At 43.9% G+C, this 15,977-nt stretch carries 12 protein-coding genes; 6 read left to right on the forward strand and 6 right to left on the reverse strand.

Annotated features, from left to right (window positions below; genetic code table 11):
- Positions 1 to 7: 7 nt before the first annotated feature.
- The 3 genes from F0231_RS15110 to tesA all read right to left on the reverse strand — a co-directional run bounded on the left by F0231_RS15110 (position 8) and on the right by tesA (position 3,992).
- Positions 8 to 1,918, reverse strand: coding sequence for an EAL domain-containing protein (locus F0231_RS15110; RefSeq protein ID WP_171760531.1), 1,911 nt, complete (start codon positions 1,916 to 1,918; stop codon positions 8 to 10).
- Positions 1,919 to 2,126: 208 nt separating this feature from the next.
- On the reverse strand, positions 2,127 to 3,317 hold the full coding sequence (gene fabV / locus F0231_RS15115) for an enoyl-ACP reductase FabV (protein WP_171760532.1): 1,191 nt from the start codon (positions 3,315 to 3,317) through the stop codon (positions 2,127 to 2,129).
- A gap of 75 nt (positions 3,318 to 3,392) precedes the next feature.
- Positions 3,393 to 3,992 (reverse strand): multifunctional acyl-CoA thioesterase I/protease I/lysophospholipase L1, encoded by a 600-nt coding sequence (gene tesA, locus F0231_RS15120; RefSeq protein WP_171760533.1) that lies wholly within the window; start codon positions 3,990 to 3,992, stop codon positions 3,393 to 3,395.
- Between tesA and F0231_RS15125 the strand changes: the two genes are divergently transcribed.
- The 3 genes from F0231_RS15125 (at position 3,991) to F0231_RS15135 (ending at position 8,845) form a co-directional block, all read left to right on the forward strand.
- Positions 3,991 to 4,665, forward strand: a complete 675-nt coding sequence (locus F0231_RS15125; RefSeq protein WP_171760534.1) for an ABC transporter ATP-binding protein — start codon at positions 3,991 to 3,993, stop codon at positions 4,663 to 4,665. The two genes, tesA and F0231_RS15125, sit on opposite strands and share 2 nt — an antisense overlap.
- Positions 4,665 to 7,106 carry an ABC transporter permease gene (locus F0231_RS15130; protein WP_171760535.1) on the forward strand — a complete coding sequence of 814 codons (2,442 nt, stop codon included), beginning with the start codon at positions 4,665 to 4,667 and terminating at the stop codon, positions 7,104 to 7,106. Before F0231_RS15125 ends, F0231_RS15130 begins: the two co-directional genes overlap by 1 nt.
- A 266-nt stretch (positions 7,107 to 7,372) precedes the next feature.
- On the forward strand, positions 7,373 to 8,845 hold the full coding sequence (locus tag F0231_RS15135) for an FAD-dependent oxidoreductase (protein ID WP_171760536.1): 1,473 nt from the start codon (positions 7,373 to 7,375) through the stop codon (positions 8,843 to 8,845).
- 24 nt (positions 8,846 to 8,869) lie between these two features.
- Here F0231_RS15135 and F0231_RS15140 read toward each other — a convergent pair whose 3' ends face one another.
- The 3 genes from F0231_RS15140 to F0231_RS15150 are packed head-to-tail and all read right to left on the reverse strand — an operon-like array spanning position 8,870 to position 11,258.
- Positions 8,870 to 9,802 (reverse strand): biotin-dependent carboxyltransferase family protein, encoded by a 933-nt coding sequence (locus F0231_RS15140; RefSeq protein WP_171760537.1) that lies wholly within the window; start codon positions 9,800 to 9,802, stop codon positions 8,870 to 8,872.
- The gene (locus tag F0231_RS15145; RefSeq protein WP_171760538.1) at positions 9,799 to 10,506 is read right to left on the reverse strand and encodes an allophanate hydrolase subunit 1; all 708 of its coding nucleotides are present in this window, start codon (positions 10,504 to 10,506) and stop codon (positions 9,799 to 9,801) included. The genes F0231_RS15140 and F0231_RS15145 overlap by 4 nt, the downstream gene beginning before the upstream one ends.
- Positions 10,506 to 11,258, reverse strand: a complete 753-nt coding sequence (locus F0231_RS15150; protein WP_171760539.1) for a 5-oxoprolinase subunit PxpA — start codon at positions 11,256 to 11,258, stop codon at positions 10,506 to 10,508. Before F0231_RS15150 ends, F0231_RS15145 begins: the two co-directional genes overlap by 1 nt.
- Before the next feature lie 170 nt (positions 11,259 to 11,428).
- On the opposite strand from F0231_RS15150, the gene F0231_RS15155 reads away from it, so the two are divergent.
- Genes F0231_RS15155 through F0231_RS15165 form a run of 3 tightly spaced genes read left to right on the forward strand, consistent with a single transcriptional unit; the run spans position 11,429 to position 15,919 of the window.
- Positions 11,429 to 13,465, forward strand: a complete 2,037-nt coding sequence (locus F0231_RS15155) for a TonB-dependent siderophore receptor (protein ID WP_253825807.1) — start codon at positions 11,429 to 11,431, stop codon at positions 13,463 to 13,465.
- Positions 13,455 to 13,952 carry a YfiR family protein gene (locus F0231_RS15160; RefSeq protein ID WP_253825808.1) on the forward strand — a complete coding sequence of 166 codons (498 nt, stop codon included), beginning with the start codon at positions 13,455 to 13,457 and terminating at the stop codon, positions 13,950 to 13,952. The genes F0231_RS15155 and F0231_RS15160 overlap by 11 nt, the downstream gene beginning before the upstream one ends.
- Positions 13,952 to 15,919 carry a diguanylate cyclase gene (locus F0231_RS15165; protein WP_171760540.1) on the forward strand — a complete coding sequence of 656 codons (1,968 nt, stop codon included), beginning with the start codon at positions 13,952 to 13,954 and terminating at the stop codon, positions 15,917 to 15,919. Before F0231_RS15160 ends, F0231_RS15165 begins: the two co-directional genes overlap by 1 nt.
- Positions 15,920 to 15,977 lie beyond the last annotated feature (58 nt).

A 15,977-nucleotide genomic window follows, 5' to 3' on the forward strand; every position in this document is an offset into this window, starting at 1 on the left:
TGAAAGACTAGCCGTAGGAGTAGTTTGAGCTTGGGTAGTTTTGGTTTAACAGATTAGCCTCAAACTCGTCACAGGGCATGGGTTTACCGTAAAGGTAGCCTTGTCCAACATCACAACCTTCACGCAAAATAAACGCTTCGTGCTGTTCGTTTTCAATGCCTTCTACGGTCACTTCGAGGTTCAACTTTTTAGCGATACTGATGATAGAGCGAACGATCTCTCTATCTTCGTCATTGATTTCGAGTTGTTGAACAAAACTTCTATCGACCTTAATGGCATCAAACGGAAATTTCTTGAGGTAGTTGAATGACGCGTAGCCAGTTCCGAAATCATCAAGTGACAGGGTCACTCCGAGTTTGCTGAGTGATTCCAATGTATTTCTAGCGACGATTTCATTGGCAATCAATCCGCTTTCGGTGACTTCCAACTCAAGGTATGACCCCGGTAGTTGGTAAGCAGACAAAAGGTCATGGATCTGAGACGCAAACTGAGGGCTTTGTATCTGTACAGCAGATACGTTGATGCTGATTTTGAAGTCTTGTACCTTGTGGCGCCACTCTGCGGCTTTCTGAATCGCTGAACGTAAAACAAAGCTACCCACCTCGAAGATCAAACCATTTTGTTCGGCTAGATGAATCAGTGTTTCATTGGATATGTCACCTAAGATGGGGTGACGCCAACGAATCAGTGCCTCTGCACCGACCCACCTGTGTGTTTCTGGTGATACTTTAGGTTGGAAATAGAGTAGAAGATCGTCGTTGCGTACCGCTTGAAGTAGGTAGCTTTCCAGCTGATTTATGTTTTTTTGAGTATCAGAAAGATCTTCGGAATAGAAGCTAAACTTATGTCCTGAATCCTTACACGATTGCATTGCTTCAGACGCAAATTTGAGTAAGTTTTTAGGGCAGTGAGTATCGTCTGAACTTGCGATGCCGATATAGCTATGAAGATGAAGGTGTTCACCTTCGATATAAAACTCGGATTGGCTCACATCGACAAGCTCTTGGCAGAGCATGTTGATCTGCTGCTCGAAATTGTCGGTTTTGAATACGAAAACTAACTCACTGGAACGTGGCCTAGCCGTGAACACGTCAAACTGAGCATGTAACTGTAAGCGGCGTTTAAACTCGATCAGGATGTTTTCCCATGCAGAATAACCGTGGCGCGATTGTATCCGTCGACCGTTGGTAAACCCAACATGGATTACACCCACCTTTTGGTCTTGAGTGGTGTTTTGGCGAGAAAGCAGTTCTTCAGTATGAAGTTCAATAGAGGTTCGGTTCAAAAAACCAGTGCCTAGATCGTGACGCTGTTGATAACGAATAGTGCGTTCCGCGGCGCGACGTTTGTCAATTTCTTGATTCAAAGAGTAGTTTAAATCGACGAGATCTTGCGTTCGAGTCGTGACGCGAGACTCAAGGTCTAGGTTTAGTTGCTGCAGTTGGTAGTTTTGATAAACCGTTTTTAACTGAGCTTCAATCGCATTTTTGAACGACGCAAGTAGCTGTTGATAGGTTGCTGAGAAGTGATTTTCTTCACTATCGAGCACACAGATAGTTCCAAACGCATCACCATTAGGCCAATTTAGGGGGAGGCCACAGTACGCAATTAAACCGAACTTAATATCAGGGTTGTTACACCACGCTTTGTCTTTTGACGCGTCAGGGACCAATAACTGTCGATTCTCATTAATTACCGTTTCACAATACAGCCCTTGACCGAGCGATTCTGAATCACCGATGTGGTAAGGGTGGTTTTTGTTGCTGTTTGCAGAAAATACCTCAATGTGTTCAGAATGAACTCTCATAATAAGAGCGGCTGGTACGGATATGATTTCCGCAAGAAGGTTTACCACCTCTTGCCATCCAGCGCTCATTTCTGGAGGTATGTTCATGTTGGAAGTATTCAACTTTGACATACTTAAATCCCTATGGGCAGATGTATACAAAGGGCATTCCTTGCCCTTGATATTTTAATCATAGTCGGTAACACGTGATTTATGTATAACCGAATGTCTAAGCTAAGCATGCATGATGAAAAGACGAAAAAAAACCCTGAGCGACGTTCTCAGGGTTTTAGTTGAACTCTTGTATTAAATTTGAGACAGCCTTTGTAGAACAAAGTCTTTAATTTACAAATTCATCAGTATTTGTGGGTTGTTGATAATCTATGTTGTCGAACCCAAAACCATTAAGATTCAGGAACTCTTGCTTAAACCCAGAGTAATCTGTGATGTTTTGGAAGTTCTCGTCATTCATTTCCAGCAGAAGTTTCTCGACTTGTTCTTGAGTGTCCGCATCAAGTTCTAAGTCATCAATACGGATTAATCGTTCGTTATCAACAGGGACTGAGCCATCTCGATACAACTTACTGGTGAAAAGGCGTTGCATTTGCTCAATACAGCCTTCGTGTGTGCCTTTCTGCTTCATAACTTTGTATAGCGCGATCATGTAAGGTGCAAATCCCGGAATAAACACACTGGCCTTCGTGACTAACGCCTTACACACAGTCGCGTATGCTCCGCCATCGAAATTCGCTAGCTTCAAATTTAGGGAGTGACTAGTTTGATGAAGGTCGGCTTTTGCAGAGCCTAGCGTGCCTTCAAGATAGATGGGGTGTGTGATCTCTGGGCCCACGTATGAGAATGCTATGGTTTTGCAACCTTGAGCAACCGACTCTGAATTGATCAGTGTATCGATCCAAGCTTCCCAATCTTCACCTCCCATCACTTTGATGGTTGCGTCGATTTCTTCGTTGTTGGCGGATGTCAGGGTAGTACTGCGCCAGGTATCGTCTTCAAGAGACAAAATCGCCCCTGATACACTTTCGCCAGTGGGCTTGATAACAGAGCGCCACACCTGACCAGATTCGTGATCTTTACGTATGCCACTTGCGACACTGTATATGACCAAGTCGACTTCACCTTCAAAGTAGGTCTCAATAGCTTCGACGACTTGTGCTTTTAAGTCATTAGAAAACGCATCGCCTTGAATGTTCACTGCAAGGCGGCTAGCCTCGTTAGCGAATTGTTCGAAATAATGATTATTGTAAAATCCTGCACTACCTAAACTGTTCTCTGATGGGCTTCGCTCAAAAGAGACACTGATGGTATCGGATTGAGAACCGCCAAACGTCAAAGCAATTCGAGAGGCAAGCCCAAAGCCTGACGAGCCGCCAATAATAAGAACACGTTTAGGCCCATTAGTGATCGGGGAAGCGGATTTAGCGTACTCAATTTGTTGGCGTACCGCTTCTTTACAGCCTAATGGATGAGCGCTACGAGCGACCACACCCTCAATAACAGGTTTAATAATCATAGTTATTCCTTTAATCACAAAGCGTACGAAATCAAGTTAGCGTAAAGCTTTGTAAAGTTTATTGAGCTAGGGCAATTAGAGGTGATTAATTAGCTCACCAGCAACGAAATTTGCAATCCAAGGCTGAGCGTCTGATTTAGGGTGCAGACCGTCGTCCATCATCCATTCCGGCTTAATGATAACGCCCTCTAAAAAGAAGGGCAGCAAGGGAACTTCTTGTGATGTCGAGACGTTCGGGAATGTAGAAGAGAACGCTTCTGTATAGCGCTTGCCATAGTTAGGAAGAACATGGATCTGCATGAGTAGAGGTTTCGCATTGGATTCACGGATCATAGAGATCATTTGTGTTAAGTTGTTTTCAATGAGTTTAGGTGGAAAACCTCTTAAACCGTCGTTAGCACCAAGCTCAATTAACACGTAGTCTGGGCGATGTTGAGCGAGTAAATTTGGCAAACGTGCTAGACCATTGCCCGTTGTGTCGCCTGAGATACTGGCATTAATGACATTGATGTCTTTGCCTTGCTGTTTCAACTCGTTAGGCAAGAGCGTAGGCCATGCTTGAGTGATAGGCATCTGATAACCCGCACTTAAGCTGTCACCTAAAATCATCAGTGTCGCGCTATGAGCAGGATTAAAAACAAAGATTAAAAGTAGAAAGGAAAGTCTTCGAAACATGCAAACATCCGTAATAAAAGCAGATTCACTATGCAAACAAGTCTCTACTAATCAAGAACAATTAACAATCCTTGATAATGTAAATTTAGAAATCAAAGAGGGTGAAAGTGTTGCGATTGTCGGTACGTCGGGTGCTGGTAAATCGACACTGATGACCTTACTGGCGGGACTAGATACGCCTACAAATGGTTCAGTAGAGCTACTTGGTAAACCACTACATGAGTTAGACGACGAAGCTCGTGCAGCAATCCGAAGTGAGTCAATTGGCTTCGTGTTTCAAAGCTTCCTTCTGATTCCAAGTCTCAGTGCGCTCGATAACGTCACTCTTCCATGCTTACTTAAAGGTGAAGCGGAAAATAAACAAAGAGCGACACAGCTTCTTGAGTCAGTTGGGCTCGGGAAGCGTATTCAGCATTCTCCTGCTCAATTGTCAGGCGGCGAGCAGCAGCGTGTTGCCCTGGCTCGCGCATTTATGATTGAGCCGAAAATTCTTTTCGCTGATGAGCCGACAGGAAACTTAGATCAGCAAACCGCGGAAAATGTAGTCAAACTGTTGTTCGACCTGAATAAAGAACACGGTACGACGCTGGTTCTTGTCACGCATGACCAGAAGCTAGCGGAACGTTGTGACCGAATCTTTAGAATGAAAGCAGGGAAGCTGGAGGAGTCATAATGGCAACACAAAATGGCTCAGGCTTAAACAAACGTCTCATTCAATGGAGTTTTAGTGAGATTCGTCAAGGGCAACTTTGGCCGGTTGCCATCGCACTCGTACTTATCATTGCTTGTATTTTCGCACTGACTGCATTGGCAGAGCGTATGGAGCAAGTGGTGGTGAAACAGGGTAAAGAGGCGTTAACCGCAGATACTGTGTATGTCTCTTCTAATCCCATCTCCGCTGAGTTTAATCAGTTGCTCGCTGACTCGTCACTGGAAACGTCAACTCAAACACGCTTCGCGACCATGGCTTTTAGCGACAATGGAATGAAATTGATTACGGTGAAAGCGGTTGATGACATCTATCCACTTCAGGGCGAAATGAAGCTATCAAACGGCACTCAAACGTTTGAGCGAGTAAAGCCTAACGAACTGTGGTTGGATGAGCGTCTCTTTAATCAATTGGATGTTAAGATTGGTGACCCAATTACGGTCGGTGATGCCGATTTCACAGTTTCAGGCCGTATTGTTGAAGAGCCAGGTTTAAGTTTTAATCCATTTCAGCAGATGCCTTCAGCGTTTATCCACTCCAATGACTTAGATAAGACTGGCGCAATCCAAATTGGAAGCCGAGTTCGCTACAGTGTGTTCATAAATGGTGATTCTGACTCCATTGACTCACTTAAGTCTCAAGTAGAATTAACACCAAGCGATCGTTGGCGTGACCAAAATAGCGCAAGCCGAACTAATGAGGTGTTTCAACGTACAGAGCAGTACCTTTCTTTAACGGTTGCGATTGTCGTCATTATGGCAGCCACAACCTTGGTTTTGACTTGTCAGCACTATGTTGCGACACGTAAGAAAACCATCGCAATGTTGAAGAGTTTGGGTGCAAGCAAGCGCTGGGTAAGTCGTTGGTTGATGACTCAAGTGTCGATTCTACTGGTTACGGCGATTGTGCTTGGCATTATGTTAGGAATAGGGCTTGAGTTTCTACTGCGTATTCCGCTTGTTGATCTGTTGCCTAATCCACTTCCTAGTTATGGGATAAAACCTGCGATTGTTTCAGTGAGTACCAGTCTACTCATCGCGATACCTGCACTGGGTATTCCTTTAATGGGACTCACCAGTGTGAGTGCGGTTAACGTTATGCAACCAGCAAATCATAGTGAACAGTCATATTTGAGGTTTGCACTTGTACTTGTTCCTATCGTAGCAATGCTGGTCGCTTACCGAGATAACCTTCTGGTATGGATTGTTCTTGGCGGAATGATCGCTCTATTCCTGATTCTCGCCATGGTGAGCGTGGTGGTGACTAAGCTGCTTGGTAAACTGACACTGGGCACTGCGCTTAAACTGGCATTAAGTCGAATAAACCGCTCAGTAACAGCAACAGGTATTCAGTTTGGTGCTTTGGCTCTGTCATTAATGTTGCTGTCGACAATGTGGCTAGTTAGGACCGATCTATTAGGAGATTGGCAGAGAACGCTTCCGGCTGATGCGCCTAATGCATTTGCGTTAAATATTGCGCCTTATGAAAAAGATGCGTATTTGCAGGTACTTGATCAAAGCGATATACAACGGTCTGATGCTTATCCGATCATTCGCGGCCGCTTAGTCAACATCAATGGTGAAGATGCGAAAGCACAAGCAAAGGGAGAGGAAGGGTCAGATGCTCTTAGAAGAGAGATTAACTTCACGTTTGCAGATGCCATCCCTAGTCACAACGAGGTGCTAGAGGGAGCATGGACAAGCTCTTCTGGTGTATCTGTTGAATCGGATGTTGCGAATGATCTCGGCCTAAATATTGGTGATGAGCTCTCATTTGTCATTAACAGCCAGGAGGTAATTGCAACAGTCAATTCGATTCGAGCTGTGGAATGGCGTGATATGAAGCCTAACTTTTACTTCATATTCACTCCTGATGTCTTGGCAAGCATTCCCTCGACGTACCTGGTCAGCTTTAAAGTCGATGAGAGTAATGATGAGACATTAAATGAACTCTCTCGAAATCACCCAACAGTCAGTCTCATGGACGTTCGTTCAATGGGAGCAAAAATACAGGAACTACTGTCACAGATTGTTTGGTCAATTACGCTACTTGCAGGAATTGGTGTTCTATCGGGCCTTCTTCTGATCTTTACTTTGCTCAGATTAAGCTTGGGTCAAAGACAAGACGAGATTCAACTTTACCGAACTCTCGGCGCTAGTAAAAAGAGGGTACAACAAACCATTTGGGCAGAATATGGATTGATGGCTTTAGTGGCGAGTAGTATCGCTATAATTGGCTCTGAAGCTGTAGTGGGGGCGATTATGTCCTTCGGTTTTGATCTATCTCCTCAACTGCACGTCTTGTTATGGATAACATTGCCAATCGGTACGTTTTTGACTCTTGCTTTAGTTGTGAACAGTCTGATAAAACGTCTGTTAACCCCCATAAATAAAGCGTTCAGCTAATTATACACAGGCCGAGTGATTCACTTATCCACAAAAACAGTGGATAAAGTTTTGGATAACTCGGTCTGTTGATAACCTTCAAATTCCCTCAAGCCACGATACTAAAAGCTCCCAAGAGATTTGTTATTCACAAAGGCAATTTATTCAAATTTCTTAAATACTGAGTCAAGTACTTTTTTAACTATTTTTACTTGAAAATGTCATAAATTCTCCCTGCAAAAATTGTGATTTAATTCGCTGCCAAGAATCAGTAAAATGTGCTGAGAATGAATGAATTAGCCACATTAATGCAACCTAAACAGCAAAAGCTTAATCAACCTCGTATTGCCATTATTGGTGGTGGTATCGCAGGTGCAACCGCAGCGGTTCATGCCGCCGAGCTTGGTTTTAATGTCACCCTTATCGAAAAAGGGGCAGGACTTGTTAGTGGCCCACCTATATGCCATTTGCATGCTGGTGGTAATTTGTACAGAGAGATCGATACTGAGCAATGTATCGAGCTGCTTAAACAGTCAATCGACACGGTACGACTATACCCACAAACGATCAATCAACGTCCTACGATTATTGCAGTCCCATACAGTGACGGCGGTAGTCCTGATGAACTTTATGAGCGTTTGATTACTATCCAGAAGTGCTACACAGAGTTAGTTGAAGACGACCCAGCGAACAAAGTGCTGGGTGAACCTAACGACTACTACCGATTCTACAGTCGAGATGAGCTAGACCTGCTTGCTGAAAAGGAACAATCATCATCACCCACCACGGTAGACGAGTGGATGATTCCTTTTGCTAAGCACGCCGATCTCGATTCGCTTAAATTCCCAGTTGTCGTCGTACAAGAACACGGTTGGAGTGTGTTTAGAATCGCCGCATCAGCAACGCTTACACTCGAAGCCTTACCTAACTGCCAATTGTTGACCAGTACAGAAGTTGTTGGCGTGCAAGAGACTGAATCGGGTTGGAAGATAGAGTGCAAAGACGATCTAAGTAGGCAGCAGATATTGGACGTTGATTACTTAGTCAATGCTTGTGGTTATGAGACGGGAGCAATCGATGATTTCGCACAGAAGCCACGCCAACGTCTAGTTGAGTTTAAAGCGGCTTATGTCACGCAGTGGCAGGAATGTGAACAGTTGTGGCCAGAGGTGATTTTCCATGGTCCTCGCGGCACGCCTAATGGTATGGCTCAGTTGACGCCTTATCCAAATGGCATTTTCCAACTTCATGGCATGACGAAAGATATCACGTTATTTGAGGATGGTTTGGTCTCTTCATGTAAAAACTCCTCGCAACCGGAGCTACCAACCCGTCTAAAACGTAAAATAGAGGCAGGATGGGATGAACAAGTGATCATTGAGCGCAGCCGTAAAGCGATTGATCATATGTCGAGATTTGTGCCTAGTTACCAGAGTGCAAACGAGTTTGGTACGCCTTTATTCGGAGCACAACAAATACCAGGCAAAGATGACTCGTTACGCGCAGCTGATGTTACCTTTGAAGGGAAGCATTACGCTCGAGTAGAAGTGGTGAAAGGCTCTTCAGCGCTCGAAGCGGCGATTAAACTGATCGAACACTGGAACTTGTTCGATTATCAGGGACAAACGATAGAGTCTTTGCACCCGGTGACGATGGCACTTACACCTCAACAAGTCGAAGAAAAAGCCATCGAACTTGCTCAAGAACGAGGTTATCCAATCCAACTGGCGCAGTGTTATGGCGAAAATTCAAAAGGGTGACTAGGTCACCCTTTATTTTTTAATCTAGTAGCCAAAGAAGCGTGCCCACTGACCCCAAACATCTTGTAGCCCTAATAGATCCCCTTTAACAAAACGAACTTTTTGTCCAGGTCTCGCTTGGGCTAGTCTTGGTAAGTCGATACGAGCAACACATCCTAACTTAGGATACCCGCCAATGGTTTGCCTGTCGTTAAGTAGCACAATCGGTTCACCATTTGGTGGAACTTGCACCGAGCCTAAAGCAATGCCTTCACTTAAATACTCCTTATTGGGAGGAGTGATCGCACCACCAGTTAATCGATAGCCCATGCGATTGATCAGTTGGCTGACTTCAAATTCCTGTTGGTATAGAGAATCAACATCGTCGCGTGAGAAATCGTCAACTTGATAACCTTCAATAAATCTCAGTTCTAACGGTAAGTTGTAATCGGGTTTGTATCTAAACGTCATTTGTTTGATGCGTTTTGATATTTTATGGGGAGTGAAGTTGAGAATATCTCCCAGCGCCAAAGCATACCCTTGTGCTAGACCTCCAAGTTTGTCCCTAGACACTGTTGCGACACTGCCAAGCTGAGGCGAAACAACGAATCCACCTTTGATTGCTAAATAGCTGCGCAGGCCATTCTTGGGCAATACAAATCGCAGTCGTTGCCCTTTTAAGGCTTTGAATGTCGACCAGTTTGTTAACTGAACGCCATCAAGCTTGGCATTTAAATCCCCGCCACAAATCGACATTTCACAGTCGGTATGAATTAAGAACTCTGCTTGACCTAAAGTAATCTCAAGCGTGGGTACGTTCATCGGATTACCAAGTAAATAGTTAGCCCAACTGAAGGCGTAATCGTCAACAGGCCCACCTTGTGTAATACCAAAATGGGCGAGTCCATAACGCCCGAAATCTTGTATTAAGGTTTGTTGGCCGGGCTTTATAACTTCAATACAGTGACGTCCAATCATTGCCAGCCCTCCTTGATGACACCGCCTAATTGGAGGTATTCCTCGCGGTCGATGCGTGTGAACTTAACCTGTGTACCGATTGAAAAGGGCAAAATTGATGCATCTTGAGGGTTATACAAATCTGATGGGCAATTGCCGATAATATTCCACCCCCCAGGGCTTTCGCTTGGATAGATAGCCGTTTGATTATTGGCGATACCAACGCTTCCTTTCGGCAATGATACTCTTGGGGACGGCTTTCTAGGTAAACTCAGGCTCGATGCAACCTCGGTAAGAAATGCGAAACCAGGCGCAAACCCGATTGCACTGACGGTATAGGTTGTGCCTAAGTGTGTTTCAATAACATGGTCAATGGAAAGCCCGTTTTGCTGATATGTCGCAAGGTCTGGGCCGACTTCGAGGTCGTAGTAGATTGGCAATTCGAGTATTTGAGGTTGGTGTTGCTCAGGCATATTTTCAACGGCCTGTAAGACGACTTTCTCAAGGTAAGGGACGAACTCAAAGATCGAAATTCGATGGGGCAAATAATCAATTAAGATGGAGTCGAAAGAAGGGGTGACGTTCATCACCCAAACACCAAGTTGATTGGCTAAATATTGGCTTATTTCACCAATTACCCATGATAGGTGGTCGCTAGGCTCATGGTTAAAACGAATCAAAATAGAGCATTCGGCGACAGGGTCGATTGAGGTTTCTAATTTCATTATGCGCTTCCCTCTGTCTCGATGATCTTTTTAATGTTTTGAATGAGCGCAATATTCTCTTCGTTGTCACCATGTACACAGATGGTATCGGCTTCCAACGGGATTGAGTAGCCATCGATTGTCCGAACTTTTTTATAGCGAACAATCTGAGCAACTTGATCAAGCAACTCTTCACGATTATGAATCACTGCATTTGATAAACTTCTTGGAACGAGAAGACCATTAGCAAGATAACGTCGGTCTGCAAATGCCTCAAAAAGCAGGGGGACCTCATAGCGATCGGCGATGTTAAGTAATTCTTGATTATTGGTGATCGCTAACGTCATTAGTGGCAGAGAAAAGCTTGATACGGCATCTACGACGGCTTCAAAAATTTCGGGATTCGTTTGCATGTCGTTATATAAAGCACCATGAGGCTTTACGTATTTAAGTTCCACGTTATGGCTTCTGCACAATGCCTCAAGCGCGCCAATTTGATAAATTAGCATCGCCGTAATCTCTTGCGGCTGCATGGGAATAGAGCGGCGACCAAAGCCCTGCAAATCTGGGTAACTTGGGTGAGCGCCAATTTCTACATCGTGGCTTAAGGCGAGCTTAATCGTATGATCCATAATGGAAGGATCAGAGGCGTGGAAGCCACATGCAATGTTCGCCATGTCAATGTGAGGCATGACAGCAGAATCATTGCCCATTTCCCACTGACCAAAGCTCTCTCCCATATCACAGTTAAGGTAGATAGACGGTTTTCTCATCGATAACAATTCCGTTGCATGAGTTTGCTAGTAACATCTTCGAATTAAAGAAAATAAACAGTGATCCGATTCATCATTTGATTAACAAAAAGTAAAAACATATCGTTCCGTATGTAAATTGATATTAATAGATGGAATAATAGCGATTCCTAATATTTTACGGTTTAGCAATGCTTACACGTCTGCACCTATCGATCCTAGCCGCAATCACTTGTTCGCCTTCAATCGCGAGTGATGATCTTACCGATCTTATGTCTATGAGTTTAGAAGAACTTTCTATGCTTGACGTTACTATGGAGACGGCTTCAAAGTTTTCACAGCAGCTGACGGATATTCCAGCTGCTGTCTACGTATTGGATGGAGAACGAATTAAGAGGAGTGGAGCCAGTACTATTTCTGAAGCATTAGCTTTGGTGCCGGGGTTAAGGGTGAGTAGCTTCTCTGCTGCTGAGCCAAATGTATCGAGCAGGGGATTCCACGGAGGACTATTTAACAAAATGTTAGTCCTCCAAGATGGACGTAGCCTGTATAGCCCCGTTTATGGTGGAGTATATTGGGCAGATATTGATTACATTCTTGATGATATAGAACGTATCGAAATCTTGAGAGGGCCGGCCGGAACCATATGGGGAGGTAATGCAGAAAACGGGGTGATCAATATTGTCACCAAATCTGCTGCCGATACTCAAGGTGGTTTGGCTTCTGCAAGCTATAAACAATATGGTAGCTATGACGCTTCAGTACGTCAGGGATTTCAAGTCAATGATTCCGTCTACGGACGAGCGTTTTATAAGTTCAAGTCAGTAAAGCGGGATCCTACCAGCGTATCAACTCGTTGGAATATGCATAATGCTGGTTTCGTGTTTGAAGATGTTGATGATTGGACACTGCGAATTGGGGCTGAGCAATCAGGTTTTGAAGAAGATATTTATAAGGTGAGCTATGAAAATGGCTATTACACCAATATCTCGTCTACAAAAGAAACGATAGACAGCTACTCCTATTACGCACAATTTGATAAGTCGTTAGAGCTCAGTGAACATACCGATAGTACGTATCGACTATGGTTTCAGCAGAACCACGACAGCGCCTATGATGCGCCAGGGGACTACTTCACTCTTGATGCAGAAGCAAACTTTATTACTGAACTGTCAGCGAGCCACAAATTAACTTATGGGGTCGGGTATCGACTCATCCACCTCGATTTTTTCCATCAATTCAATGACTATGACTTTGATGATGTCCACTATTATATCCGTTTGTACAATATTGAATCGGCTACGGATAGCATCGTAAACGGCTTTATTCAACATGAGGGTGCTTGGACTGATAATAAGTTTACGTCCATTGTTGGTGTTAAAGTGGAATATTTCGAGCAAAACGATCAAATTGAACTATCTCCACAAATAAGATCAGTTTATACACTCGACGCAATGAATAGCGTTTGGGCGGGAGTCGGAAGAAGCGCCATCGCTCCCTCTTATATGGATACCAACTCAGCTTATATCGCAAATGGTGTGTATTGCCCGCAGGGCAGCGATTGTTCATCAAATCCAAATGGTCATGAATATTTTTATGCACTGTATTTACCCAACAATGCGAATAGTGTCGAAAGTGTGGTGACTTACGAGATCGGCCACAGATTTATGGCCAATGAATTTGAGCTAGATAGTACCCTGTTTTACAGTCAGTACGATAATATCGTTGGGCACGAGTACGTGGGTCGTTGGCCAAGTCATGATCAGGTGGATATCTACTCATCAAATTATGACTATACTGTCGATTCATTTGGTCTTGAAGTTGCTTCACACTGGATGATTAATGAAGTTGTTTCGTTATACGGGACATACAGTTACTTAACGATGGACCAAGACTGGAACGGTCACTCTTCTAGTACTGGTAGCGACGAAGATTACTACTCTATTGATAGCCAGCATTTAGCGTCACTGCAGACTTTATGGAGTATCAATGAACAACTTCAATTGGATATGGTCCTTAAAGCGCAATCAATCGATTACACGACGGATATTTCAATAGATAACTTCATCGCATTGGATGTCAGGCTTGGTTGGCAACACTCGGAACAAACACCACTAGTGGAGCTTATAGTTAAGAATTTGGGTGAAAAAGAAGGCTATTACGAAGACGTTGCGAGCTACTACAAACAAGAACAAAGCGTTGCGGTAAGGATGAGCTATGCCTACTAAGATGCTTGTGAAAATTGTTGCGCTTTGTACCTGCATTATTGGGGGTATATCGCCTGCCGTAGCCAAATATACGCCAGAGCAAGTCAAGGCTGTTTACCTTTATCGAATCGCAACCTTCATTCAATGGGAAAATGAAGAAGAGATGCGTGAAATTAATATCTGTGTCGTTGATGATTCTGCCATCGAAGCGGTGCTGCGAAAGATTACTCAAGACAAGCAGGTTCGTAATAAACCGCTTCGTATCACCAAAACCAATTGCCACGTTCTCTATTTTGCAAAGCAAGCGACGGTTCACGCGCTTAATCAACTCGATCGCAATATAGTGACGATTGGTGGAACGCAGGGCTTCACCGCAAGTGGTGGCGCAATTGAACTGGTTGAGAAGAGCGGAAAAATCAGACCTAAAGTCGATTTAGGTAATATTCAAGGGTATCGACTCTCAGCGAATTTTCTTCGTGTAGCCGATGTAGAAGGAGGTCGTGAATAATGAAACTCCTCACTAACATGTCACTTAAGAGCAAGTTGATTATTCCGATCATCGTATTTACTGGAATGATCTTCATTGTTTCTCAAAGCTATGCGTTCTTTAACTCCTTTGAAACTCAAAAAGAAAATCTCATCAACAGAGTTGGCGTATTAGCAAAAGGCGTTGCTTATAATCTGCAAGCCGCCATTCTATTTAGCGACAGTCTTAGTGCCACTGAGGTACTTGATTCTTTTTCCGCTGATGATGAAGTTTATCGAGTAAAGCTTTATACATCCGATGGTCAGTTGTTCGCGATGTATGAAAAAGAGGGAGAGGTCGCGCCAGTTCCAACCGAGCGACAGCGCAAAGAAATTAACCAGAAACGATACTCCATCGGCAGTGATTACATTTTTCTGTTGGTCCCAGTAGAGGTCGAACAAGAAGTGATCGCCAATCTGCGGGTCACTATTTCAAAAGCGTCATTTCAAAAGCTCTATACCAATGCAATGATGAACAGTCTGGTCTTTTTCTTGCTCCTTGCTCTTGCTGGCTTTGTCCTTTACATGACGGTCGAAAAGTACATCGTCGGGCCTGTTTACAGCCTTAATGTTGGAATGCGTTCATTCATCGATAGAAAGCAATCCGCGCTTAATGTTGTACCTGCTGCCAATGATGAGATTGGCGCATTAGTAAAAGCTTTTAACACCATGCTGGACCGGCTAAAACAGCGAGATCAACAGGTGGCCTTTACACTTGATAAGCTAGAGGAAGAGAAATCGTTTGCAAACGAGGTGGTTGAGACCGTTAAGCATGCTCTGATTGTTGTTAACTCGTACGGTGAGATCATTCACTTTAACCCGGCTACTTGTGACGTATTCCGTTGTACTGCGGCTTACTTAAAGGGAGCAAAGCTTGTCGAGCTAATCAATGAAAGTGATACCTCTGTAATCAATGACGCAATAAACAATAATATTGAATTCACCGATAAACAGATCTGGGTAAAGGATGTGTTTAAGCAGCATCAGCTTCTGCAAATAACATCAACCCAGTTAAGCAAACCTGGTCAGATATTGTTTGCGATACAAGATGTTACCGATGTTGAAGCGGCACTTCGTCGTCAACGACTTGCTGCAGGTGTATTTGAAAATAGCCAAGATGGCTTAATCGTTACGGATGATCACGACATCATTACTATGGTTAACCCAGCGGTTTCGCGATTGCTTGGCTTTACGCAGGAAACCTTATTAGGCAAAAAACCTGAACAGACCTTTGAATGGCAACAGTTTTGCTCTTTGATGCCAACGATTAAAGAATCCGTTGAAAAATATGGACAGTGGCAAGGAGAAATTTGGGAAAAACACCTGTTTGGACATAAGGTTCCGATGTTCGTCAAAGTGTCTAGAATCATCAGTTCAGAGGGAAGTAATCAATTCGACTACGTCTATATATTGTCTGATCTTTCGAACCTTAAAGAGATGGAACGATTAGAATATCTTGCTCACCATGACTCTCTCACTGGACTTGCAAATCGCGCGAAATTGTATCGCGTGCTTGATGAAATAACTAAGCAAGAACAGCCTCTGAGCAAAGGACTCGCTTTACTTTACCTCGATCTTGATGGGTTTAAAGGCGTCAACGATACTTATGGTCATGACGCGGGTGATGAAGTGCTCAAGCAAGTTGCTGAACGTCTATTATCCAAAGTCAGTAGCAAAGACCTCGTTGCTCGTTTGTCGGGAGATGAATTTGTTGTCTTGCTCTCGTCAACGGATCCAGAAAGCGCTTCGCACTTAGCGAAGGAGACCATTGCCTTGATTGAGCAGGACATCGTCTACAAGGGGCGTGTATTAAATGTTGGTGCAAGTATCGGCGTTCAATATAACCAGTCCAATTCGCAAGACTTAGACCAGTTGTTGAAAGCGGCAGATACTGCGATGTATGAAGCGAAAACGAGCGGAAAAGGGCGTTATGTGGTCAATCAATGCTGATAAGGGACGGTTGTCTCAAACTTGTTCTATGCTTTGGTTGTCGAATTTACTACCATAA

The organism is Vibrio sp. RE86, from assembly GCF_013114545.1.
Lineage (GTDB): Bacteria > Pseudomonadota > Gammaproteobacteria > Enterobacterales > Vibrionaceae > Vibrio.

Bases quoted from the DNA above. Each gene is read 5' to 3' on its own strand.
- fabV (WP_171760532.1), bottom strand. From the start codon at position 3,317: ATGATTATTAAACCTGTTATTGAGGGTGTGGTCGCTCGTAGCGCTCAT.
- F0231_RS15125 (WP_171760534.1), top strand. From the start codon at position 3,991: ATGCAAACATCCGTAATAAAAGCAGATTCACTATGCAAACAAGTCTCT.
- tesA (WP_171760533.1), bottom strand. From the start codon at position 3,992: ATGTTTCGAAGACTTTCCTTTCTACTTTTAATCTTTGTTTTTAATCCT.
- F0231_RS15160 (WP_253825808.1), top strand. From the start codon at position 13,455: ATGCCTACTAAGATGCTTGTGAAAATTGTTGCGCTTTGTACCTGCATT.
- F0231_RS15155 (WP_253825807.1), top strand. From the start codon at position 11,429: ATGCTTACACGTCTGCACCTATCGATCCTAGCCGCAATCACTTGTTCG.
- F0231_RS15130 (WP_171760535.1), top strand. From the start codon at position 4,665: ATGGCAACACAAAATGGCTCAGGCTTAAACAAACGTCTCATTCAATGG.
- F0231_RS15110 (WP_171760531.1), bottom strand. From the start codon at position 1,918: ATGTCAAAGTTGAATACTTCCAACATGAACATACCTCCAGAAATGAGC.
- F0231_RS15135 (WP_171760536.1), top strand. From the start codon at position 7,373: ATGAATGAATTAGCCACATTAATGCAACCTAAACAGCAAAAGCTTAAT.
- F0231_RS15150 (WP_171760539.1), bottom strand. From the start codon at position 11,258: ATGAGAAAACCGTCTATCTACCTTAACTGTGATATGGGAGAGAGCTTT.
- F0231_RS15140 (WP_171760537.1), bottom strand. From the start codon at position 9,802: ATGATTGGACGTCACTGTATTGAAGTTATAAAGCCCGGCCAACAAACC.
- F0231_RS15165 (WP_171760540.1), top strand. From the start codon at position 13,952: ATGAAACTCCTCACTAACATGTCACTTAAGAGCAAGTTGATTATTCCG.
- F0231_RS15145 (WP_171760538.1), bottom strand. From the start codon at position 10,506: ATGAAATTAGAAACCTCAATCGACCCTGTCGCCGAATGCTCTATTTTG.